At 34.5% G+C, this 24,101-nt stretch carries 21 protein-coding genes; 8 read left to right on the plus strand and 13 right to left on the minus strand.

The genetic code is table 11. The features are described 5' to 3' along the window. Positions 1 to 32: 32 nt before the first annotated feature. Both VK161_RS00715 and VK161_RS00720 read left to right on the plus strand, forming a co-directional pair. Positions 33 to 3,509: a T9SS type A sorting domain-containing protein gene (locus VK161_RS00715; RefSeq protein WP_324212823.1), complete on the plus strand. Its 3,477-nt coding sequence runs from the start codon at positions 33 to 35 to the stop codon at positions 3,507 to 3,509. A 14-nt stretch (positions 3,510 to 3,523) separates the two neighbouring features. After that, positions 3,524 to 3,841: a hypothetical protein gene (locus tag VK161_RS00720; protein WP_324212824.1), complete on the plus strand. Its 318-nt coding sequence runs from the start codon at positions 3,524 to 3,526 to the stop codon at positions 3,839 to 3,841. 71 nt (positions 3,842 to 3,912) lie between these two features. Here VK161_RS00720 and VK161_RS00725 read toward each other — a convergent pair whose 3' ends face one another. The 6 genes from VK161_RS00725 to VK161_RS00750 form a co-directional block, all read right to left on the minus strand. Continuing rightward, positions 3,913 to 4,275: a hypothetical protein gene (locus VK161_RS00725; RefSeq protein ID WP_324212825.1), complete on the minus strand. Its 363-nt coding sequence runs from the start codon at positions 4,273 to 4,275 to the stop codon at positions 3,913 to 3,915. 3 nt (positions 4,276 to 4,278) lie between these two features. Continuing rightward, positions 4,279 to 6,468, minus strand: coding sequence for a YfbK domain-containing protein (locus tag VK161_RS00730; protein ID WP_324212826.1), 2,190 nt, complete (start codon positions 6,466 to 6,468; stop codon positions 4,279 to 4,281). A gap of 29 nt (positions 6,469 to 6,497) precedes the next feature. Beyond that, positions 6,498 to 7,433 (minus strand): hypothetical protein, encoded by a 936-nt coding sequence (locus VK161_RS00735; RefSeq protein WP_324212827.1) that lies wholly within the window; start codon positions 7,431 to 7,433, stop codon positions 6,498 to 6,500. 3 nt (positions 7,434 to 7,436) lie between these two features. Then, complete coding sequence (locus VK161_RS00740; protein ID WP_324212828.1) at positions 7,437 to 7,937, minus strand: sigma-70 family RNA polymerase sigma factor; 501 nt, start codon at positions 7,935 to 7,937, stop codon at positions 7,437 to 7,439. 260 nt (positions 7,938 to 8,197) lie between these two features. Continuing rightward, positions 8,198 to 10,342: a T9SS type A sorting domain-containing protein gene (locus VK161_RS00745; protein ID WP_324212829.1), complete on the minus strand. Its 2,145-nt coding sequence runs from the start codon at positions 10,340 to 10,342 to the stop codon at positions 8,198 to 8,200. A gap of 39 nt (positions 10,343 to 10,381) precedes the next feature. After that, complete coding sequence (locus VK161_RS00750) at positions 10,382 to 11,227, minus strand: DUF6929 family protein (protein ID WP_324212830.1); 846 nt, start codon at positions 11,225 to 11,227, stop codon at positions 10,382 to 10,384. A gap of 141 nt (positions 11,228 to 11,368) precedes the next feature. Here VK161_RS00750 and VK161_RS00755 point away from each other — a divergent pair, with 141 nt between their 5' ends. The 4 genes from VK161_RS00755 (at position 11,369) to VK161_RS00770 (ending at position 15,027) form a co-directional block, all read left to right on the plus strand. Further along, on the plus strand, positions 11,369 to 12,244 hold the full coding sequence (locus VK161_RS00755; protein ID WP_324212831.1) for a PPK2 family polyphosphate kinase: 876 nt from the start codon (positions 11,369 to 11,371) through the stop codon (positions 12,242 to 12,244). Positions 12,245 to 12,353: 109 nt separating this feature from the next. Further along, complete coding sequence (locus VK161_RS00760) at positions 12,354 to 13,733, plus strand: MATE family efflux transporter (protein WP_324212832.1); 1,380 nt, start codon at positions 12,354 to 12,356, stop codon at positions 13,731 to 13,733. Positions 13,734 to 13,808: 75 nt separating this feature from the next. Further along, positions 13,809 to 14,714 carry a prohibitin family protein gene (locus tag VK161_RS00765; RefSeq protein ID WP_324212833.1) on the plus strand — a complete coding sequence of 302 codons (906 nt, stop codon included), beginning with the start codon at positions 13,809 to 13,811 and terminating at the stop codon, positions 14,712 to 14,714. An 85-nt stretch (positions 14,715 to 14,799) separates the two neighbouring features. Continuing rightward, the gene (locus tag VK161_RS00770; RefSeq protein WP_324212834.1) at positions 14,800 to 15,027 is read left to right on the plus strand and encodes a hypothetical protein; all 228 of its coding nucleotides are present in this window, start codon (positions 14,800 to 14,802) and stop codon (positions 15,025 to 15,027) included. Here VK161_RS00770 and VK161_RS00775 read toward each other — a convergent pair whose 3' ends face one another. From VK161_RS00775 to meaB, 5 genes are all read right to left on the minus strand, one after another. Next, a complete protein-coding gene (locus tag VK161_RS00775; RefSeq protein ID WP_324212835.1) occupies positions 15,028 to 15,669 on the minus strand; it encodes a response regulator transcription factor in 642 nt (213 codons plus the stop codon). It lies immediately after the preceding gene. Beyond that, positions 15,666 to 16,430: a sensor histidine kinase gene (locus tag VK161_RS00780; protein ID WP_324212836.1), complete on the minus strand. Its 765-nt coding sequence runs from the start codon at positions 16,428 to 16,430 to the stop codon at positions 15,666 to 15,668. Before VK161_RS00780 ends, VK161_RS00775 begins: the two co-directional genes overlap by 4 nt. Next, the gene (locus tag VK161_RS00785; RefSeq protein WP_324212837.1) at positions 16,403 to 17,062 is read right to left on the minus strand and encodes a hypothetical protein; all 660 of its coding nucleotides are present in this window, start codon (positions 17,060 to 17,062) and stop codon (positions 16,403 to 16,405) included. Before VK161_RS00785 ends, VK161_RS00780 begins: the two co-directional genes overlap by 28 nt. Positions 17,063 to 17,066: 4 nt before the next feature. Next, on the minus strand, positions 17,067 to 17,603 hold the full coding sequence (locus VK161_RS00790) for a hypothetical protein (protein WP_324212838.1): 537 nt from the start codon (positions 17,601 to 17,603) through the stop codon (positions 17,067 to 17,069). A 224-nt stretch (positions 17,604 to 17,827) separates the two neighbouring features. Then, positions 17,828 to 18,916 carry a methylmalonyl Co-A mutase-associated GTPase MeaB gene (meaB, locus tag VK161_RS00795; protein ID WP_324212839.1) on the minus strand — a complete coding sequence of 363 codons (1,089 nt, stop codon included), beginning with the start codon at positions 18,914 to 18,916 and terminating at the stop codon, positions 17,828 to 17,830. Between the two features lie 190 nt (positions 18,917 to 19,106). On the opposite strand from meaB, the gene VK161_RS00800 reads away from it, so the two are divergent. Both VK161_RS00800 and VK161_RS00805 read left to right on the plus strand, forming a co-directional pair. Then, positions 19,107 to 20,318 (plus strand): MFS transporter, encoded by a 1,212-nt coding sequence (locus VK161_RS00800; protein WP_324212970.1) that lies wholly within the window; start codon positions 19,107 to 19,109, stop codon positions 20,316 to 20,318. An 82-nt stretch (positions 20,319 to 20,400) separates the two neighbouring features. Continuing rightward, positions 20,401 to 21,804 (plus strand): FAD-binding oxidoreductase, encoded by a 1,404-nt coding sequence (locus VK161_RS00805; protein ID WP_324212840.1) that lies wholly within the window; start codon positions 20,401 to 20,403, stop codon positions 21,802 to 21,804. 1 nt (position 21,805) lies between these two features. Here the strand turns inward: VK161_RS00805 and VK161_RS00810 are convergent, their stop codons facing one another. Further along, positions 21,806 to 22,291, minus strand: coding sequence for a hypothetical protein (locus VK161_RS00810; RefSeq protein ID WP_324212841.1), 486 nt, complete (start codon positions 22,289 to 22,291; stop codon positions 21,806 to 21,808). Positions 22,292 to 22,397: 106 nt separating this feature from the next. Then, on the minus strand, positions 22,398 to 24,017 hold the full coding sequence (locus VK161_RS00815) for an aryl-sulfate sulfotransferase (RefSeq protein WP_324212842.1): 1,620 nt from the start codon (positions 24,015 to 24,017) through the stop codon (positions 22,398 to 22,400). Positions 24,018 to 24,101: the final 84 nt, after the last annotated feature.

A 24,101-nucleotide genomic window follows, 5' to 3' on the forward strand; every position in this document is an offset into this window, starting at 1 on the left:
TCTTCTAACTAACACAACTAAAACCAATTACCATGAAGGAAAAACTACTTTTTCTTGTACTACTATTTTCTATTTCTTTCGTTTCAGCTCAAAATGTAGGCGATACCATCCGAGTGCAAGCGTTCAATCACAACAGTACAACGCGCGACACACTCATCAGTTTTCCAAACAATCCGAGTTTGACGTTTGAGAAAATCATTCTGAAATACAATATGCGTTGCAAAAACGCTCTGATTTCAACACCAACCGACCGAAACTTGGGTTGTGGCGAATGGGATTATTCGTGCAATACTTTCATCGCCGATAGCACTAAAATTGAAAAAGTGCTTTTCCAACAACCCGATTATGTGATTTCCAATTTTACAGGAACCAGTTTCAATTATACGTCACAACCCACTTTTGATCATTACGATTTTACTCAGAAAAATATAGTAGTGAACAACGTAATTTCTGAAAATAATTATGTAGTCGGAGGCGGAACTTCCGTTTTATCTGATGTCGTAAGAACCAGTCAGAAAAGTGGTCGTACTCAATTTTTAATTAAAGCTTCTGACTTATTGGCTTCCGGATTTTCAGCTGGTGCAATTGATGCTCTTCAACTCAATGTTTCCAATTCGGGTGGTTTGGCTAAGTTTTTAAAAATCAAAATCAAAAACTCATCTTTGACAAGTTTACAAGCTCAAACTATTGATTTTACTGGTTTTTCTGAAGTGTATTTTAGTGATTACACTTTCGTGAATGGCGCTAATAGAGTTCAATTTTACACTCCATTCAACTGGGACGGAACGAGTAATTTGGTAGTAGAAATTTCGTTTTCCAATTCGTCTAACGGAACCAATATTGAGTTTTTAGGATTGAATACTACCGAAATCAGAACCGTATCAGCAAGTAATATTGCTTCAATAGATGTTTCTTCTTCAGGTTTTGTTGATATCAATACCCAATTTTTCAACTCAATTAATAATCAACTATCAGTTAGTTTCTGGGCAAAAGGAAATGCCGATTTATTACCAACTGATAACAGTATTGTTTATGCCTATTCGGATAATATAACCCAACGTCAACTCAATTTGCATTTACCTTGGGGCGGAAGTATTTATTTTGATTGTGGTTATGTAAGTGGTGGTTTTGATCGAATAGAAAAACCATACGGAACAGACAACGTTATTGAAGGTGTTTGGAATCACTGGACATTCACCAAAAATGCCACAACCGGAATCATGAATATTTACTTGAACGGTGTTTTATGGCAAACCGGAACTAACAAGACTAAAGCAATCAGTATTATGAATTTGGTTTTAGGCAAATTTGACGATGGTTCAGTTTATGGTTATAAAGGCAAAATTAGAGAGTTTTTGGTTTGGGATAAAGAATTGAGTGCTGCGACTATTTTGAGTTGGAAGAACAAAACGATAGATGCTAGTCACCCTGATTATTTAAATTTAGTTGCCTATTATAAGTTAGATGAAGGTTCAGGACAATTGGTATTGGATGCAAAAAACGGCTTAACATCTAACGGAACCAATTTGACCTGGGATTACGAAAGAGGTGATCAATTGACGACTACTTTTACCGAATCTACTACGGTTCCAAACATTACATTTTTTAGAGGAACTTATACTCTTACTGTGACTGATAATGTGGTTCGCTATTCGTACCCACGAAGTGCAAGAGTAGTAAAAAATTATTCCGTAAGCTCTAATGAAGGTATAATTCCGATGCTGCACGATTCGGTTAATTTATTGTCAACTGTAAATTTATTTGAAGCCGCAGCCGAAAATGTATACGATGGTGCGACCGGAACTTTATTATCTACTTTGCCAGTAACGACCGAAGGAACAATCAACATTACTCAATTGGATTATTTCAAACGTTTCCCTTTTTATAACGAATTGGTTTCTTTTGTGACACCTTACGGAATCGGTCTTGATTTGGGTCAAAACGGTAAATCATGGTATTTTGACATGTCCGATTATGTGAAAATTTTAAAAGGCAATAAGCGTCTGGTAATGTCGGGTGGAGTGTGGCAAGAAGAATTGGATTTAGAGTTTCTCTTCATTGTTGGAACTCCTCCACGTAACATTGTTCAATACGATCAATTGTGGCAAGGAGAATACCGATTGGGAAGCCCGAATATCAACGAAATCATCAACGGTACCAAAATGCCAACAGTTGCCTATCCTTTTAGTTCAGAGGCAACGTCTTTTAAAATGAAATCATCCATTACAGGTCACGGTTCGCAAGGAGAGTTTGCTCAAAATGGCGGAACTGTAAATCACAGAATATTAGTGAATAGTGTTCAAAAATTCAACTGGACCATCACTCAAAATTGCTCTGAAAACCCGATATTTCCGCAAGGTGGAACGTGGGTTTATAATCGCCAAGGTTGGTGTCCGGGTCAACGTACTTTGCTAAAAGAACAAGATTTAACACCACACGTAACAGCCGGAACAACAATGAATTTGGATTATAGAACTTCCAATCCAAGTGTTCCAACAGGCGATTATCGTTACATTGTTGCGCATCAAGTGATAGGGTATAGTGCGCCTAATTTTTCGTTGGATGCTTCAATTGAAGATGTGAAAATGCCTAATAATACGAATGCTGAGTATTTGCGAATTAATCCAATGTGTGAACGACCAAAAATAACACTTAGAAATACAGGGGCGACAGCTTTGACAAATGTTACGGTTGAATATTGGTTGAATGATGCAAGTACACATCAAACGTATACTTGGACAGGAAACTTAGCTTCTATGGCAGTGATTGATGTTCTTTTACCAACAAATGATTTGTGGAGTGTTGGAGTAAGTTCGGTAAATAATAAATTTCATGCCCAAATTATCTCGGCAAATAACAGTGCCGATATGTATGCTAATAATAATCATTTTGTTTCTAGTTTTAGTTTGCCTGATGTTATGCCAGCCGTTTTTAAAATTCAGTTAAAAACCAATAACTTACCCACTCAAAATAATTATTCATTATACGATTCGGATGGTGCTTTGATTGAAACCAAAACATTTCCAACTGCTAATACGGTGTATACATACACTTATCAAGCACCGCAAATAGTAGACGGATGCTATCGCTTACGGGTTAATGATTCTGGAAAAGACGGTTTACAATGGTGGGCTAATACTTCGCAAGGTGCAGGCTATGTACGATTTTTAGATGCGAATGATGTAATAATCAAAACATTTACACCCGATTTTGGTGGCGGATTTGATTATAGTTTTTCAGTAAATTCATTATTGTCCAATCCAGTTTTTGAAAATGAAGAAGCTTTAAAAGTATATCCTAATCCATCTAATGGGACTTTCACAGTGGAAGGAAATCAGTTGGAAGGCTCACTCATAAGTGTTTATGATGTTTTAGGAAATTTAGTTATGCAAAAAGAAGCTCAATCGCAGCAAGTTGATTTTAATTCAATTCAATTGAGCACAGGTATTTATATGATAAAAATCAATAAAGAAAATCAAATTGTAACCAAGAAATTAATAGTGAATTAATAAAATTGAAATTTATGACAAGAGAAGAATACGTAAAAGTATGCAGAATTTGTGAAAATCGTAAGCAAGATTACGAGCACGGAATGGTTTGCGGATTAACAGGTAGAAAAGCAGATTTTGAGGATAAATGCCCGAGTTTTGTTACTGATAACGAAGCGGTGATGCAAACGCAAAATGCAGAAAGTTATGCACTGAATAACAATTATAATAATTACAGCAACCCTACCGAAGTAGATGATTATGATAGTGGTGGGATTACATGGCAATCAGTTTTAGGAATTATTTTAACAATAATTGCAGTAGTCCGATTGATAGTAGCATTGAGTAGATAAATTATAATAAAACCCCAATAAAAGTAAATTTTAATGGGGTTTTTCAATTAACCAAAATTAACCTAACTAAACTATTTATTGTTTTCTTTCCATTTTTTAAATCCCAAAGTGGTTGGCTTTAATTCTTCTTGCCATTTAGGTCCAAATTGGATGTTTAATAAATCAAAAGCTTTATAATTTTGTTTTTCATAATACTCTAGATTGCTGGGTGGTACACATCCAAAATCAAGGAAAACCACATGGTATTTTTTTCCAAAATCAATTTCTTTTTGAGTAATAGACGATACAATTCCACCTAACAGATAGATTTTAATATCGGCTTGAATTAACTCACTTTGTTTTAGTTTTAAAGTGTTTAGATTGTCTTTAGCATTTCCGTTAGAAAATGTAAAGGATGCACAAATAAGAATTACAAGTCTAATTTTTGTTTTCATTGTTTACGATTGATTACCACTTTCTACTAATCGAATGAACTCAGCTTTATAACCTTCTGTATCATTTGATAAGCCTTCTTTTGCTAATGATTTGATGTCGGTAATCGATTTGTTTTTTACCAATTTAGAATCTCTTAAATTCAAACCAAACCAAGCCACCGCAGTACAAAATTTGAAATCGTTTGAAGCGTTTTTTAAATCAATTTCAGAATTGGCAATGGTGCTCACCATTTCGATACTTTTGTCTCCATCTGGTTTTTTATATCTAAACTTGATGGTAGCCAATTCAGAAGAAGCATTTTTGGCTTTTGATTCATCAGTTACTGTATATTTTAATTCGGCTACTTCTTCAAAAAACTCACATTTTGTGTTTACAGGAACAATTTCGTACAGAGCAGTTACGGTGTGCCCAGTTCCTAATTCGCCAGCATCTATGGCATCATTTTTAAAATCTTCAGGTCGTAATTTTCGATTTTCGTAACCAATTAATCGATAGGCTTTCACTAGACTTGGGTTGAACTCGATCTGAATTTTTACATCTTTGGCAATAGCAAACATTGATCCTTTGAATTCCTTACCTAAAAAGCGATTGGCCTCTTGAATGTTATCTATATAAGCGTAATTTCCGTTGCCTTTATTGGCTAGAACTTCCATTTTACTGTCTTTGTAATTGCCCATTCCATAACCCAAACAGGTCAAGAAAACACCCGATTTTCTTTTTTCTTCAATCAATCGTTGCATATCATTATCAGACGAAGCACCTACATTAAAATCGCCATCAGTTGCCAAAATCACACGATTATTTCCGCCTGTAATAAAATTTTCTTGAGCTATTTTATAAGCCAACGTGATTCCTTGTCCACCAGCGGTACTTCCACCAGCACTTAACTTGTCTAAAGCATCAGTTATTGTCATTTTTTTATCGCCCGAAGTTGGAGGTAATACCAATCCTGCAGCACCAGCATATACTACAATTGCCACTTTATCTTCTTTTCGCAATTGATTGGTCAATACTTTTAACGATTGAACTACTAATGGCAATTTGTTGGCTTGTGCCATTGATCCTGAAACATCAATTAGAAAAACCATATTGGATGCAGGTAAACTTTCATTTTCAATGGTCTTCCCTTGTAAACCAATACGAACTATTTTATTGTTGGTATTCCATGGGCAATCACTGTATTCACTATTAATTGAAAACGGATGTTCATCAGCAGGTTGTGGGTATTGGTATTTAAAAAAGTTCACCATTTCTTCAATTCGAACCGCATCTTTTGGAACTTTTTGTCCGTTATTGATGAATCGGCGAATGTTGGTGTATGACGCATTATCCACATCGATTGAAAAAGTAGATAGCGGAGAAATTCTCGGACTTTCAAATACATTTTCAACAAAAGCTTCGTAATCTTCATAGTTAGGTTCAACAGGTACAACTTCGGTGGGTTTAGTCGTTGTTGTGTCTTTTTCTAAGTTTTTTAGTTGCTTTTTGGTGAAGCCTTTACTTGTTTTGATTACTATTACACCATTTGACCCTCTATTTCCATAAATCTGTGTGGCAGATGCATCTTTCAAAACAGTCATTGACTCTATCAATTTTGGGTCGAGATTAGACATCGCAGAACTTGTTGTTGGCATTCCATCAATTACATACAATGGTTCAGAGTTAGGATTTATAGTGCCAACGCCTCTTATTACAACTGTTGATTGGCTTCCAGGATTTGCACTTCCGCTACTAATATTTACTCCACTTACTTGACCATTTAAAGTTTGAATAAATGAAGCATTAGGCCGACTTTCAATCCGTTTTGGCTTGGCCGATTTATCAATCACACTTTTCCCTTTGTATCCATCATCTTCATAATCTCCTGAATAACTCGTTACAACTACTTCTTGAAGTGTTTGAGAACTATTTTCTAGTTTGACATTGATTATGTTTGATTTTCCAACTACTTTTTCTTGGTCTTTCATACCGATAAAACTGTATACCAAGATTTCTCCTTCTTTAGTAATAATTGAATATTTTCCTTGCATATCAGTTTGAACTCCGCGTGTAGTTCCTTTGACAACTACGTTAGCTCCAGGAAGAGTTCCATTATCGTCGGATACTACACCAGTTACAGTTTTTTGTTGCCCAAACGTCAGGAAACAAATGAGCATAGCTATGGCTGATGAAAATGCTTTTACGTTTTTCATAATAGTGATTTTTAATCTGTTAGTACTGTTTATTTGCCTTTTTTGGTGGCTGGTTTTCCGTCTTTGGTGGTGATGATTACAACTCCTTTTTTACCTTTCTCTCCATAAATAGAAATTGCCTTTTCATCCTGCAGTATGGAAATGGTTTCTATTTTTTGTTGGTTCAAAGGTGAGTACGGACTCGTCGGATTGGGTCCGAATACTTCTTTTTCAGTATAATACACTCCGTTAATGATGTACAGAGGATCTTTAAGTAATACAATGGATTCAATTTCATCATCGTCTAGAGTAGATAAGGCCTTTTCATCTGAATTGAGATCGTTCATGACAACAAGTGGCGAATCTTTGCTTGTTTTTAGTGTATCTTGTTGTGATGGTTTAGCGTTATCTTTAGTTTTGTACGTTATTATTTCTCGATATTCAACACCACGAGCATCGTATTTTTTACTTACAAGCCAACCTTTATCATCACTTGTTTTTGGTGCTGCTGAATGACTTGAAGATTGAGGTTGAATAGCATTGTCAATTGTTATAACAGGTACAATTTCTCTTTTTTCTTCGTTAATAGATTCGTTTACAGTTAATTGTGAATTATTGATTTGCTGATTTAAAATTGCGGCTGGCTCTTCTTTAATGCTCGGATTTGTTGGCTCGACCGTTACAATTGCGTTTTGATTTACTAATGAGTCTTTTTTAATTGATGTTGTATCGATTGCAGTAGTTGAATTTTGAGGTGTTATCAATTGATTTTCTTCTTTAAAAAACTGATAACCAATAGAAACGATTAATAAAATAGAAGCTGCAACTGCAATTTTTTTCCAAAGAGAATTTTGCGAACTCAGCACTTTGTGATCAAGTTTGTCTTCAACTCGGTTCCAGACTTTATCCATAGCGGGAAATTCCTTGGATTCTGCGTTTTCAGCAGCCGATTTGATTTGATTGAATAATGTATCGTTGTTGTCCATGACTTATTTTACTTTTTGATAATAATGATTGTTGACTAATTCTTTTAATTTAGTTTTAGCCACATTCAATTGTGATTTGGAAGTGCCTTCTGAAATTTGAAGCATGCTTGCTATTTCTTTGTGACCGTAACCTTCGATGACAAAGAGGTTAAAAATAGTTTTGCATCCGTCTGGAATAAAATTGAGTAAATTGAGTAAGTCTTCTTCTTCTAAATGGGTTTCAGGTACACTCTCAGGTTGTAGATGAAGCTTGGTGTCTTCTAAATAAAGATTGAAGTTTACATTACGCTTTAGTTGATGAAGGCAATTATTTACTGTAATTTTTCGAGCCCAGGCTTCAAAAGCGCCGAGTTCTTTTAGCTGATCCATTTTGGTGAAAATAGTGTAGAATGCATCGGCCAATACTTCTTCTATTTCTTCCTCTTTTTTTAAATAACGTTTGCACGTGCGATACAACTTCGGACTCATGTACTCGTACACTTGCCTTTGTGCATCTCGCTGCATCTTTTTACACGCTATTAGTATAGTTTCGTTTATCACAATTGATGTCTTTATTACTAAAGAGGACTTATTTTATAAAAAGGTTGGAAAGGATTGAAAAAAAACTATTTCAATTTCCTCTCCAATATTAATTTGGAGTAATTCGTTATAAGTTTGTTTGTAAATTTGAACGTTTTTTGAAATTATCTTGCACTAAATATGCACTGCTGTAGGTCTGTGAATAATAAGTTTAAAGCCTACACTATTTTAACTAATGTTAGGTGTTATTCTTTACAAATTTTTGCATTTAGAATTCCTTCACTTGTATATGCTTTAATAAAATAATTTCCAATTGACAATTCACTTAAATCAATTTTGTTTTCTACGACCGATTTTGAAATTATAATTCTACCAGCAGCATCATACACCTCTATTTTGATTAAGTTTGCTTCCGCTTTGATGTGTAAAAATTCTTTTACGGGATTAGGATAAATAGAAAAAGAATCTTTTAACTCGTTTTCCTGTTGATTTAAAAAATTACTAACGGTTGTACTATAGTTATTTGTTGTGATTGGAGCATTATAGTCAAAATAGATGTTTGCAGAATTACTAAATGTATCTCCGATGATTAGATTTGATTTCGTTTTTATTTTAAACAAGATATAACCCTTATTATTTTGCTCCTCAAAAGGAAGATTAATATTTTGAAAAATAAATTCTACTTTATTGGTGTTTGTAATTCGAGTTTCATAAGAATGACTTGCTGTAATTGGAATCAATGTTGCTATTTCGAATTTAGTAGTGTCAATTAGATCTTTTACTACTATATTTTGAGCGTTAGCAGTGCCATTATTTTCAAAACGAATTAAATAATGAATATATTTTCCTACCTTATCTGGAGTAATTGTTTCTCCTTCTAAACAGTTTTTATCATTTGGGTCATATGAATTAACAACTATTTGATTCAATAGAGCAACGTTATCATCTGGATTTTCATCAATTTGTCCACTGATAGTAGCTGAATAGTTTAAAAAGTCACCACTGTTTAATGCAGGTGTTTCTGTTGGAGCATTCAGATTGAAAGTGATGTTAATTTCTCTACTTTCAAACGGCAGCAAGTTTGAGAAATCCCAAGTCAATAAATTGGTAGATTGATTTAATGCAGGAGTTGTTGCTGCTATAAAATCTAAAATGTCATCTTCAAACGTAAGGGTAATGGTTCCTGATTGAGTTGTTGTTCCTTTGTTTTTGAATAGTATTTTATAGTTGGCATCAAAACCTGCAAATGCCATACTTTGAGGAATTATTACTATTTCTAAATCATTGTGTAAACCATTTGGAGTAATACAAAAATTTTGGATGGTTTCGGTGTAATTTACATTAGGAAAAAAAACGTTGGGATTAGATGGATTAATGGTATAGTAATTTAAATTTTCCAATTCGGGGGAAATGACATAATTGCCCGAAGTTGTTAAATAAAATGCATATTCATTGTTGTGTGTTGTTGTATATCTAATAGTTGAACCCAATGTGCTTTTCATTTTGATCCTATTCAGATGAATGTCATTTTCATCACATCCATTTTCATTAAGATCATATAACACACTTCCTGTTACAGTATTATAAGCTCCAGAAGGTAAAAATGAGCAATACGAATTGATTACACAATTAGTTAATCCATAATTATTTGCTTTCGCTTGATACAAAGGATTGTTGGTACAGATATAAGCTAAATTTGGATTGTTGTAAAAATCCAAACCAATATTAAAGATACTGTTATTATTACTAAAAAGAGTGATTAAATTATTATTGTTGCAGGCGAAGTATTTAATACTATTTGAGGAATTGATATTTAAAGTGGTCAATTGATTATTATCGCAAAACAAATTGTCTAATAACACACAATTATCCAAAGTAAGTGTTGTTAATTGATTATGTGAGCACTGAAAATAGATTAAATTACTGAGACCATTCAAGTTAAGATTAATGAGGTTGTTGTTTTGACAATATAGGTTTTTTAGTAAAGTACAATTTTGAACATTTAGACTGATTAACTGATTATTATAGCAACCCAATGATTCAAGATTTGCTAATGAACTTACATCAATAGAAGTGATAACATTGTAATTGGTAATTAAATCAGTTAAATTAGTGAAGTTTTCGATACCATCAATTGAAGCTATGTTACCAATTCCATTTGTAGATGGACTTACATTTAACTCATACACTAACAAAGCTTCACTTATTTCAACTTCATTATTATTGTTTAAATCAATTTTTATATTGGCGCCAGTAGCATCTTTTGCAATACCATTTGTAACACTTGATGCTAAAAGTTTGGTTTTAAAATTTGGGTCAGAAAAATTAATAGTTTGAGCGCTACTCAATGCAGCAAGTAAACAGAGAAAAAAAAGGAGTTTTAATTTCATTTTTTGTTGTTGAATATTGTTAGTTCGAATCGTATGTTCTTATTTTCTCATTTTTAAATCTAAAGTCAAATTATAAATACTCGATTCCAATTGCTCAGTATCATTATCTTCACACAGTAAAAATTCAATAGTACTTCGGGTTTTTTTGTAAAATGTCAGTCCTTCAAACTTATTGGTATCGGTGATTTTTTTGGTGAATTCGACTTTCATGGTATTACTGTCAATTCTTCCGATTAAACTTCCTACTACTTCGCCGTCGTTGTAGGTTGATTCGGTGTTTTCGGCTGTTGCAAGAAAATAAATGGAATCGTCAATACTAATTGCGTCGGTGAAGCTAGCACGAACACCTTTGATTTTGGGTAATTTATACTCGTTGATTAGAATGCGATAATCGTCTTCTAAATTTTCACCAGTTACGGTAAAAACTACGTTTCGCTTATTTTTTCCGTTTCCGCGATTGAAAAAGTACCACGTTCCATCATCGTAAATGGCACCTTCAAGATTGAAATCGTCGGCCTCCATTTCGGCAAATGATCGCATGCTTTCGTAGAGAAAACTCAAGTCGAACGTTTTGATGACTTCTTTGGTTTTGGCATCCACTTGAATCATTTTATTGCGGTTTTCGGTCGAACCCGAACCAAAAAGGAAGTAATAACTGTCGTTGTGTGCAATAGCTTCAAAATCGGGTTTTAATTTTTTGGCGATGTTGTCTGTGGCATTTTCGGTGAGTTGGATTTTGTTGAGTTGGGTGGAATCCATTTGATATTCGTATAAATACGTGCTGTTGTCCGAAATTAAATACAAATTACCGTGGTTGAATACTAAACCCGATGCCGAACCAATTCCGATGATTTTAAAGAGTAGTGAAAGCTGAAATTTTTCCATGGATGTTCTAATGTGGCTAGCCCTGATAGAAGTGGAAATCCTTTTTTGTCTGTCGACTGTGCGTGGGAAGACAAAAAAGATTGCAACGGATAGCAGGAAATAGCTTCTAATTTTTATTTTTACAAATATAAATTATTTACTATGAAGTCGATTAACATTGAAGATTTTAAAGTTACTGGGAAAGTAGATTTGTCGAAGTTGCCTACTAAATTAGCGATTGATACCGATAAAGATGAGGAAGAAGAGGCTTTGGACAAAGTGCAACTGAAATTGAGTAAAAAGCAAGATGCGATGTATGCACACAATCGGCATGCATTTTTGATCTGTCTTCAAGGCATGGATACGAGCGGAAAAGACAGTTTGATTCGAGAGGTTTTTAAAGAATTCAATCCGCGTGGCGTAGTAGTTCACAGTTTTAAAACGCCCAATTCGACCGAGTTGGAACACGATTATTTATGGCGTCATTATTTGGCTTTGCCCGAAAAAGGAAAGTTTGCTGTTTTCAATCGAACGCATTATGAAAACGTTTTGGTGACGCGTGTGCATCCTGAATATATCTTGTTTGAGAATTTACCCGGAATAGAAAAAGTAGAAGACATTACACCTGAGTTTTGGGAAAATCGTTTTGAACAGATTAATAATTTTGAACAACACATTGCTCAGAACGGAACTACAATTTTGAAGTTTTATTTCCACATGAGTAAAGAAGAACAGCGTTTGCGATTATTAAAGCGTTTGGAAAACCCAGAAGACAATTGGAAGTTTTCGACGGGCGATTTGAAAGAGCGTGAGCGTTGGGACGATTATATGAAGTACTACGAAGAAGCCATTACTAAAACAGCCAAAGAACATGCGCCGTGGTACATTGTTCCTGCTGATGATAAAGGAGTGGCGCGTTACATTGTAGCCAAAGTCATTTGGGAAGCCATGCAACAACTTACTGATATTACTGAACCCGAATTGGATCCGAAAGTGAAGGCGAATATTGAGGTGTATAGAGAGCAGTTGAAAGGATAAACCAACACAGATTTAAGAAAATAGAAAAATTTTCACAGATTTTATTAATTTTAAAAATCTGTGAAATCTGTGTTTCATTCCATTATCTTTGCGCACTCATAAAATCACCATGAATTTTTCTCAGTACACCAAAGAATTTAAATACAATATGCAATTGGCCTATCCTGTAATTTTGGGAATGGTGGGTCATACTTTGATTGGAATTGTCGACAACATTATGGTAGGAAAATTAGGTTCTACTGAATTAGCGGCAGTTTCGCTGGGCAACAGTATGATTTTTGTAGCGATGTCAATTGGAATTGGTTTTTCTACTGCTATTACACCCATTGTAGGTGAAGCCGACGCAGAGAAAGACGGTTCAAAAATTCGATCTGCGTTTCATCACGGATTGTTTTTGTGTACCATTTTGGGAGTTTTGCTTTTTGGTTTGGTGGTTTTGGCTAAGCCGATAATGGAACTATTACACCAACCGAAAGAAGTAATTGTTCTGGCCAAACCGTATTTGACTTGGGTAGCTTTTTCGTTGGTTCCACTCATTATGTACCAAGGTTATAAGCAATTTGCCGATGGTTTGTCGATGACCAAATATTCGATGTATGCCATTGTGATGGCGAATATCATTCACGTAATCATCAATTATTGGTTAATCTACGGAATTTGGATTTTCCCAAAAATGGGAATCATTGGTGCAGCATTGGGAACGGTGATTTCCAGAATTGCGATGGTGGCATTTATGCACATTATTTTATCAAAGCAACAACAATTGAAAACCTATTTTAAAGGATTTAGTTTTGACGAAATCAAAAAAGAAACCATCAAGAAAATTGTGGATTTAGGTTTCCCTTCGGCGATGCAAATGCTGTTTGAAGTGGTGTTGTTTACAGCGGCCATTTGGTTGTGTGGAAATATTGGTAAAACAAGTCAGGCTGCCAATCAAATTGCGTTAAGTTTGGCCTCGATGACGTTTATGTTTGCTATGGGATTGAGTGTGGTTTCGATGATACGCGTGAGCAATCAAAAAGGAATTCAAGATTATAAAAACCTAGTCATTATTGCCCGTTCTATTTTCTTGTTGGCGATTTTAATTGAAATACTTTTTGCTGTTTTATTTGTTGTTTTTCATCAGATTTTGCCGCCTTTATTTTTAGATATGAATAATGAAATGCAATTGCTCGACAACCAAGAAGTAGTTGCGATTGCCGCAAAATTACTTTTGGTTGCTGCGGTTTTTCAAATTTCAGATGGAATTCAAGTGGTTGTTTTAGGAGCTTTACGCGGTTTGCAAGATGTCAAAATTCCGATGTACATTACGTTTGTGGCGTATTGGGTAGTTGGTTTTCCGATTTCGTATTATTTAGGAGAATATACCGATCTCAAAGCCGTTGGTGTTTGGATCGGATTGTTAGCAGGATTGACTGCAGCGGCATTGTTTCTTTACATCCGATTTCATTATTTGACGCGCAAGTTAATAGCCGAGCATCATTCGTAAAACTTATTAAGAAAAATCTGTAACTAATAAGTAACAGTTACGTATAATCATCGTAAATTAAAAAACATTTATGAAATGATACTATTACTTATTATTGGGGTTATTCTGATTATTGTAGGTTTTTCATTAAAAGACAATGCCAACCCGATGGCAAAGTTTTCCAAAACATTTAGAATTGTTGGAATTGTAGTGATTTTGTTAGGAATTCTATCGTCAACATTCAAGCAAATTGACGCAGGAAAAGTAGGAGTGAAGTCGCTTTATGGTAGAGTGCAACCCGACATATTGGAAAGCGGTTTGCATGTAATTAATCCGCTTTTGGACATCACCAATTTTGATATTCAAACCCAAAATTACACCATGTCTGCCATTCATAATGAAGGTGATCAAGAAGGTGATGATGCGATTAGAGTGTTGTCTAATGACGGTTTAGAGGTAGTTATTGATCTTACTGTTTTGTATCGAGTGGTTCCAGGTGATGCTCCGAAAATTCTAAAAGGAATTGGCGAAAATTACAAAGATAAAATCGTTCGTCCTGTCACAAGAACTCGCATTCGCGACAACGCTGTTTATTATGATGCAGTAGCTTTGTATTCGACTAAAAGAAACGAATTTCAACAGCGCATTTTCAAATCGATTGAAGACGATTTCAAGAAAAGAGGTTTGGTTTTAGAACAATTGTTGATACGTAACATCAATCTTCCAGCTTCGGTAAAAACAACTATTGAGGGTAAAATTAATGCCGAACAAGAAGCTCAAAAAATGCAATTCGTACTTCAAAAAGAAAAACAAGAAGCCGAAAGAAAAAGAGTAGAAGCACAAGGTATTGCGGATTATCAACGCATTATTTCATCCGGCTTGACCGATAAACAATTGCAATACGAACAAATAAAAGCGCAAAAAGAAATCGCAACATCTTCTAATGCCAAAATTATTTTTATGGGAAAAGGAAGTGCGCCTGTGATTTTGTCGGATAAATAGTTTAAAAAAAGTTGTAGGTTGTATGTTTTAAGTTCTTTAACTTGCGGCTCAAAACATATAACTTACAACTTACAACACTTTAGTTATGGAATTACCAAAATTCGTTTTAGCTGATAACTCTGATTTTCCGGATGATATTTTCATCATTCATCTTGAATATCCTCGATTTTTAATCAATTTGAAAGACGATTCAGTTGAATTTCTTGAAGATTTAGAAGAAGAAGACGAAACCGAATTAGAATCGGAAATGGAGCATTTAATTACGCTCGCTGGCGAATTCTACGATCGTGAAATGGAGCGATACGAAGAATAATCACGGAATGAAAATTTTGTGTTTTACGGCATAAAGTACCAAACCAATCCTGTTTTTTACATCGAGTTTGATGAACAATGAATCCCGATAGCCATCAATGGTTTTTGGGCTGAGTTTCATGTATTGCGCAATTTCTCTGTAAGTTGATTCAGTGCAAAGCAGTTTTAAAAACTCAATTTCCTGCTCTTTCAAATTGTTTTGGAGTGAACTTTTTCCGGTTATTGAATTCATCAGCACATCAGTAACATTATGCGAATGATAAAAGCCTGTTTCTATAATTTTATGTAAGGCTTTTTCAAGAGTTCGTTTATCAACATCTTTGAGTAAATATCCTTTGGCACCGGATCGAATCATTTTTAAAATGGTGTTTTCATCTTCTTCTACGGTTAGTGCTAATACATTCACACTCGGATAATTATCGGTGAGCCATTTTGTAGTTTCAATGCCATTCATAATGGGCATGTTTACATCCATTAAGACAATGTCTGGAACGGGTTTGTCATTAGTTAAATTATAAACTAATTCAGCTCCATTTTTGCATAAATACAACACTTCAAAATGTTCAAATCCTTCTACAACGCCAGCAATAGCTTGCGAAAGCAATGTATGGTCTTCTACTATAACAACGGTGTGCTTTTTCATGATTGAACTTGATTATAAATGATTTTCAGTTTAGTACCTTCGTTAACTTTTGATTCTATCGAAATTTCGGCATTGATTAAAACACCTCTTTTCTTCATATTATTCAACCCAATTCCGTTTTGTTGAATTTTAGTCATATCAAATCCTTTTCCATTATCTTCAGCAAGTATTGAAATCGTAGTGTCAGCATAGCTTAAGTGAACGTTTAGCTCTGTAGCTCTCGAATGTTTGACTGTATTTGAAAAAAACTCTTGAAGAATTCTAAAAATTACTATTTCTGATTTCGGATCAATATCGAAATGTTCTCCTTCAATAGTAAGCGTTGATTTAATATAATTGAGACGATTGAATCGGTCAATTTCTAATTGTATGGCGTCACCAAGATTGATGTTGGTAATAAAATCAGGATTAATAACTTTTGATAAAGACCGTACTTCACTCAAAATATTGGTCAGATTATCGTTTACTTCTTTTACGTTATCCGGATTTTCAGCAACACCTTGCAACTGAATTTTGGCTAATGTGAGCAATTGACCAATGTTATCGTGTAATTCCCAACTGATGTTGCGTAAAATTTGCTCTCTAATCTCTACCTGTGATTCGCTGATCTCTTTTTCAAATTGCTTTTTGTCTTCAGCTTGTTTTAATAAAAGAACGTTTTTTTTCTTTTGGAAAATTATGAACAAAAAAACGATAATAACGCAAAGACTCGCGATACCTAATATGGCTAATATTATTGCTTCTGTTGCTTTTCGCTCCATATAAATCCCGATATTAGAATTAGGTTAAAAGTTATGATCAATACAAAAGTTACCACGTAAATGTAAGGAATTGTGGGTGATTTTTCATAATATCTTCGAATTACATCAAACGGTATATCAGGAAGTAAACAAGTTAGTAATGCTATACTAATCCAAAACATCAACATTTTATTAATTCGGATTATTTTATCTGAATTTAAAATTTCTGAAAAATAAAGTATGATGCTTGTAACAATTAAAATTGAGCCTGTTATATAGGAAAGTGATAAATGGAATTTAGAAAAATCGTCGGTAAAAAGAGCAACTATAAATGAAAATAAATACAGCAATATAAAATACGATATCAGTTTTTTGAATTTTAAACTTTCAACCACAGATTTATATAAACTCAAATAATATACTGTAAATACAATTTGAAAAATATTAAAAAAAGGAGCGTTGTATACTGAAACTGTAGCACTGTATATTCCAGCTACAATATCATTTATCGCAACATACCATAAAAAAGGTAAAAGATATTTTGCTTCTGAATTTTTGTATTTTGGGTAATATATTGATGCAACAATAGCGGTAATAACTTGTATGACTACACCACTATATTTTAAATCATTTATAGTAATATTTAAATCCATTTATTTAATAAGGCGGAGGTGTTATAGTCGCTCGATTCATAATTAAACTTGTCATATTCTCATAATCAGAGCCTCTTGCTACTGAACCAGAATTGTTATCATTAGAACACAACAAATCATTTATTATAACAAAATCTCCTTTGTAAGGTTCGTTTGAGTCTGTTGGGTTAATACAAAAAGGCAAATGCTCCAAATTTTCATAATTACTTGATAAACTGCTTGATGCTACTTTTACAGTAGGCGCAATGAAAAGTGTTTCCCTTGCAGGTAAGTCTACACTTGCAGTACGATCGCATGCAAATGTTGAAGCATCAGGATAGGCTGAGAAATAAATACGCACACCAGAAATCGTTTCTGAGTTTGATTTGTTTATTTCTTCCAATAATGCAACATAATCTTTCAATGTTTTTAAGTCAATCCACGCAAAATCAGTTGCTTGATAGCCATTTCCTCTTGCATTTTCAATAGAGGTTTTAACATGAGTGTGGTACTCATTTCTCATTTCGATAGCTTGTTCAATTGAGATGATTTTTTCATTCATAATTTTAGGTTTTTTAGTTTTTTGTTATGTTTTGGTCTAACAAAAATATTCCATTAAACTTACAAATTTAATAGGAAAAACACCCTTTTTTGATAGTTATATATTTTTGCTTTCTGTAAAATTTAAAAATCTGATAATTATGTGTTTATGATTTTTTATAAATAGAATATTTGAAAAAAAATAAATTATAATGTAAGAAAATAAAACAATTCAAAGCAGTTTGTCTATTTCTTCGAAAAGTAAAGTGTAAGTAAGTTAATTGCCGCTGTAAAAGGAGAAACAGCATTGCTTTGAACATCTTCTAAATTTTTTTCTAAAAGCGGAATGATTTCGGGGTGATTATAAAAATTAGATTTCAATTGTTCATTAATTGTTTCCAACATCCAATATTGATTTTGTTCTCTGCGTTTTGCCTCAAAATAATGGTTGGATTTGGTTAATTCAAAATATTTTGAAACAGTATCCCAAACTTCGGATATTCCTTCTTTGGTATACGAACTGCAGGTTGTAACCGTTGGAATCCAACCCGAATTTTTAGCCGGAAACAAATGCAATGCTCTATTGAATTCGGTTTTTGCCAGTTTTGCTTTGGCTACATTATCACCATCGGCTTTGTTGATTACAATAGCATCGGCCATTTCCATTATGCCTCTTTTGATACCTTGTAATTCATCGCCAGCGCCGGAAATTTTTAAAAGCAAGAAAAAATCAACCATGCTATGAACCGCAGTTTCACTCTGACCCACACCAACGGTTTCGATGACAATAGTGTCAAATCCGCAAGCTTCACACAAAATAATTGCTTCTCGGGTTTTTCGAGCTACACCACCCAAACTTTCGCCCGAAGCGCTTGGTCGTATGAACGCATTTTCATCTTTTACTAACTCTTCCATTCGGGTTTTATCGCCCAAAATACTTCCGTGAGAAATAGTACTACTCGGGTCAACTGCCAAAACAGCTACTTTTTTACCTAATGACGTTAAATGCTTGCCAAAAGCTTCGATGAATGTACTTTTTCCTACTCCGGGAACTCCTGTTATCCCAATTCGCAACGATTGGTTGGCATAAGGTAAGCAACCATTAATCACTTCATTTGCTCTGGATTGGTGATCAATATTGGTGCTTTCAATTAAGGTAATTGCTCTACTCAAAGCTACTTTATCGTGTTTGAGTATTCCTGCAATTAAATCATCTGATGTAGGTTGTTTTTTTCGACTACGAACCACTTGTTCCAGCGATGTTTTACTTAAAAACTCGGGTTGTGCAATTCCTTCTTTTTCAGTTAAAGCCGATTTTTTAGATGATTCTTTCAATTCAAAGCGGTGTTTGTTTCACAAATTTAAAAGATTTGAGTCATGAAAACACTATTTGAACCCTTGTTTTTTATTGAAAAATGAATCGCATCAATTTTAACTATTTTGAAAACGATAAAATAGATGCATTTTGATGCTTAGGTCTTTCAAAAAAACTAATTTTGTGGCATTAAAATCGATTCCCAAACCAATGGAAACAGCTTCACTGGATTCTTCTAAGCAAATCATGCAAAAAACCGTTTATTCGATACTTTTTTCCATAAGTTTTGCTCACTTAATCAACGATTTAATTCAGGCAATCATTCCGTCCATTTATCCTATTCTAAAAGACAGTTATAATCTAACGTTTACCCAAATCGGATTAATCACTTTTGCTTTTCAACTTACAGCATCAATTTTTCAACCTTTTGTTGGTTATTATACTGATAAATTTCCAAAACCATTTTCTCAAATTTATGGAATGCTGTTTTCTATGGCGGGAATCGTTTCCATATCGTTTGCTGATAATTTTTATTGGATTCTTATTTCTGTCATGTTAATCGGAACTGGATCATCCATTTTTCATCCAGAATCAGCCCGAATTTCTAATTTAGCATCGGGTGGGAAACGCGGTTTAGCTCAATCGATTTTTCAGGTTGGAGGAAATTTCGGAACGGCACTCGGACCTTTATTAGTCGCTTTAATTGTTGTTCCGAACTCGCAAAAATACATTTTATGGTTCGTAATTGCGGCTGTTATCGGACTTGCCATTTTGAGTAAAATTGCCTTTTGGTACCGAGATCACTTAATAGAGCGAAATCAAAAAGCGCAACCGTTCATCAATTTGCACAATTTGCCTAAGAAAAAAGTACAAATTTCAATAGCCATTTTATTGATTGTAATTTTCTCAAAATTCTTTTATTCCGCAAGTTTATCAAGCTATTATCAATTCTATATTATCGACAAGTTCAGTTTGACCATTCAACAAGCGCAGTACCATATGTTCATTTATTTGATTGCGTATGCGATTGGAACAATACTTGGCGGACCTTTAGGCGATAAAATCGGACGAAAGTACGTGATTTGGCTGTCGGTTTTTGGCGCAACTCCATTTGCATTGTTGTTGCCATATGTAAACTTATTTTGGACCGACGTATTGATGGTGGTCATCGGAATTATTATTTCATCGGCTTTCCCAGCAATTTTAGTATATGCACAAGAATTGGTTCCAAAAAAACTCGGAATGGTATCCGGACTTTTCTATGGTTTCGCTTTCGGAATGGGAGCGCTAGGTTCGGCTTTACTGGGTAGATTAGCCGATCTTACTTCAATTCAATACGTGTATCACGTATGTTCGTATTTGCCAATTATCGGTGTGATATGCTATTTTCTTCCTAATTTGAAGAAAGAGCAAAAAGTATAGGCCATTTACAAATCAATTCGTCACCACTTTTGCTTCTAATTTTAGGTTAATTTTTTTACCTTTACTTTTCAATTTAGTAACTATGCCAATTCCAACTGAACTCATCCATAAATTCACTGCAATACTAGGAGAATCTTATGTTTTTACCGATACGGAAACCCTAAATCATTACGGTCACGACGAAACTGAAGATTATGTTTTTCCGCCTAATGTGGTAGTAAAACCAGCCAATGCTCAAGAAATATCTCAAGTATTGCAATTGGCCAATGACTACAAAATTCCGGTTACGCCTATTGGTGCCAGAACAGGTTTGAGTGGTGGAGCTTTGTGTATTTATGAAGGAATTGGATTGTCAATGGAACGTCTGAATTCCATCATAGAAATCGATGAACGAAACCTTCAAGTTATCACAGAACCTGCTGTTATTACTCAAGTTTTACGCGAAGCTGTTGCAGAAAAAGGATTGTTTTATCCTGTTGACCCAAGCAGTCAAGGTAGTTGTTGGATTGGCGGAAATGTAGCCGAAAATTCGGGTGGAGCAAGAGCTGTAAAATACGGAGTTACAAAGGATTATGTGTTGAATTTGGAGGTAGTTCTTCCGAATGGTGAAATTATCTGGACTGGTGCCAATACGTTAAAAAACTCAACGGGTTACAATCTCACTCAATTGATGGTAGGAAGTGAAGGAACATTAGGTGTGATTACTAAAATTGTATTGAAATTACTTCCCAAAAACACTCACAATGTATTGATGTTGGTTCCTTTTTTCAATGCGAGTCAGGCTTGTGAAGCAGTTTCAGCAATTTTTAGAGCCGGAATTGTTCCGAGTGCGCTGGAATTTATGGAACGTGATGCCATCGATTGGACTCTGAAATACGTTGACGGAATTAGTGTCAAAATAGAACCCAATCACGAGGCACATTTGTTAATCGAAGTGGATGGGAATTATCCTGAAGTTTTGTTTTCAGAAGCCGAGAAAATCACAAGCGTTTTAGAGCAATTCGAAATCGATGAAATTCTTTTTGCAGATACGGAAGATCAGAAAAATGCACTCTGGAAAATGCGTCGCTCAGTCGCCGAAGCGGTAAAATCCAATTCCATTTACAAAGAAGAGGATACGGTAGTACCGCGTTATGTTTTACCGGAATTATTAAACGGAATTAAGAAAATAGGAGCGAAGTACGGTTTTAAATCCGTGTGTTATGGTCATGCAGGCGATGGAAATCTCCATGTAAACATAATCAAAGGCGATATGACCTATGCCAATTGGAAGACTGAAGTTCCGAAAGGAATTCGCGAAATATTCGAACTAACAGTTGATTTAAAAGGCACTCTTTCTGGCGAGCACGGAATTGGTTTTGTTCAAAAGAATTTCATGGACATCGCGTTCACTAAAACACACTTGGAATTGATGGAACGCATAAAATACGTTTTTGATCCTAATAATATTTTAAATCCAGGAAAAATTTTCCCAGATGAAGTTTAATTTATAAACCTAATCCCTTGAGAACATTTGCTCCCAAAAGCATTTCTGCTAACTGAGCCTGTGCTTTTGAATAGTTTACAAACTTCCATTTGCCTTGTGTAGTTTCGTCGGCAACGGCAATCACAATAGAATCTCCTTCTAAGAAAAAACTATTCCGGTCTTTTTCGTATTGCACCGTTTTGTATTCACCACTGTCCGTAAATGATTTCTTCATCGATTCCACTTCATCTCCGCTCAATTTATTTTCGAAAGTCATTCGCATTGCATTTGTATAATTGATAAGACAAAGCGATTTTCCTTCAATAGTTTTAATTTCAGAATAGGTAAAGGTAGGATTGACATGTACCAATCGAATGCGCATCGTTTCATTGTCGAAGGCATTTTCCATTGCCGCTATAACATCTTCTCTGCTCGCTATTTCGAATACTTTGGGATGCGTATAATTTATCACTTCTTCAAAAGCCAAATTATAAGATGCATCGTACATTTTTTTTGTGTCGTCAATTAAAGTTTGCTTATTTTGAGAAAATCCATTCAGCGAAAAAATAAGAAAAAGGTATAATAGCTTACGGTACATATGATGATACAATTTGTTATTGAATTATTAGTTTAAATTTTTTGGTAGTATTGTTTGATGTAATCTTCATGATGTACAATGACTCACTTAGGTTGTGTTCCATTTGATTTCCTGAAAAATGGTCTTGCTCCAGTACGATTCTTCCATTAACATCATAGATCGTGATAGCATCAGCATTAATTGATTGATTGAATGAAATGATATTGGATTGTACTGGATTTTGAACAGTAAAATTCTCTAAAGAAAATGTTGAAGACGACAAGCTTGCGCTACAAGCAAGAGAAAGTGAATTCGCGTTTTCGATAATGCCAATAGGTGTTAAATCTTTACCTGTGAAACCAACGTAATTTGGAGGATATTTATCTGCTTTGAATACCGTATTTACGTTGGGTGGAATTGTACTAAATTGATTGTAGTAGGTTGTTACTCCTGTAGCTGGAAAATAAATTCCAGTCGGATTTTTATACGACCAAAGTAATGTTCCTGATTTTGTGATTTCTGATATTCTTCCTAATAATGCTTCACAAATAATAAAATTTCCATTCGGAAGACTGTGTGTTCCCGACTGTCTATCTTGACTAAGAACAACGCCTAAAATACTTCCGCTCCAGGACCAATCATAATCTGCCGGACTAAAGCGATTGTTCACCATCGTATAGTTTCCATTCACAATTTCTGGCTCGATAAGGTGAACAGAACTGTAGGTTTGACTTGAACCTGGTTCGCCATTACTGAAAACCGATATTTTTCCGACGTCTAAATAATTTTCTTCCACCCATGAGGCATTGTGTTGTAAAAATAACTTACGATCGGCTTCAGTTCCTCTTCGATAGGCTTGCGGATTTCCCCATCTCCATAAAAAATCACCACCTTTATTCGAATTTCCACCACTGTGACTTGCAGCTTCTGCGGTTGTTGTACTGTGGTCGATGATCATTATTTCGTTTAGGTGTCGTGCTGAAATTATAATTTGATCTAGGTTAGCGTTGTAATCAATACCATTCAAGTGAATAAAATCGGATGTTGCACCATTGTCAAAATTCACATCTAATAATTCAGGATGGTCTTCAACAACACCAAAATTAGCTTTAGTAGCGTCAAAATCTTGGATAAGGTGATCCATATACTTCCATTCCCAAACTACATTAGCTTGATTAGTTCCAATTGGTTGTAATTCTACTATTTTCTCCATCCTAAATTCAGCATCAGTAATAGTTGGATTTCTTCCAACATTAGTCATTGCTGATTGAGAGTACATGTCTCTTGCGATACACAGTATATTTCCGTTGGGTAAAGGTTCAATGTCATGATGTTGTTCAATTCCGTTAGCTGTTGTAGGATAACTCCAAATCACATTATTTTCCCAATCTCTGATTTCTAGATTTTCTTTACCAGCGCGAAGTAAATTCCCATTTGCAAGCAAATAACACGTTGCGCCAGGAGTTTCGGTAAATGTCCATTGATTGACTTTTTCACCACACGGATTAATTAAAAAAACCTCATTGTTTCGAGAAGGCGAGATTAAAACATAACCATCAGAAACGTTTTCATCATGATACAAAAGTCCAACAGTTGGATCCTGTGCATTCGAATTTAAAAAAGTTAGTGTCAATAAAAGAAGTACTATTTTTTTCATAGATTTTGTGTATTTCGTAAAAATACAAATTTATTTATTATTTGAATGTTAAAAAAAAATCCTCAATTAACTTGTTGATTAATT

The organism is Flavobacterium sp., from assembly GCF_035299245.1.
Lineage (GTDB): Bacteria > Bacteroidota > Bacteroidia > Flavobacteriales > Flavobacteriaceae > Flavobacterium.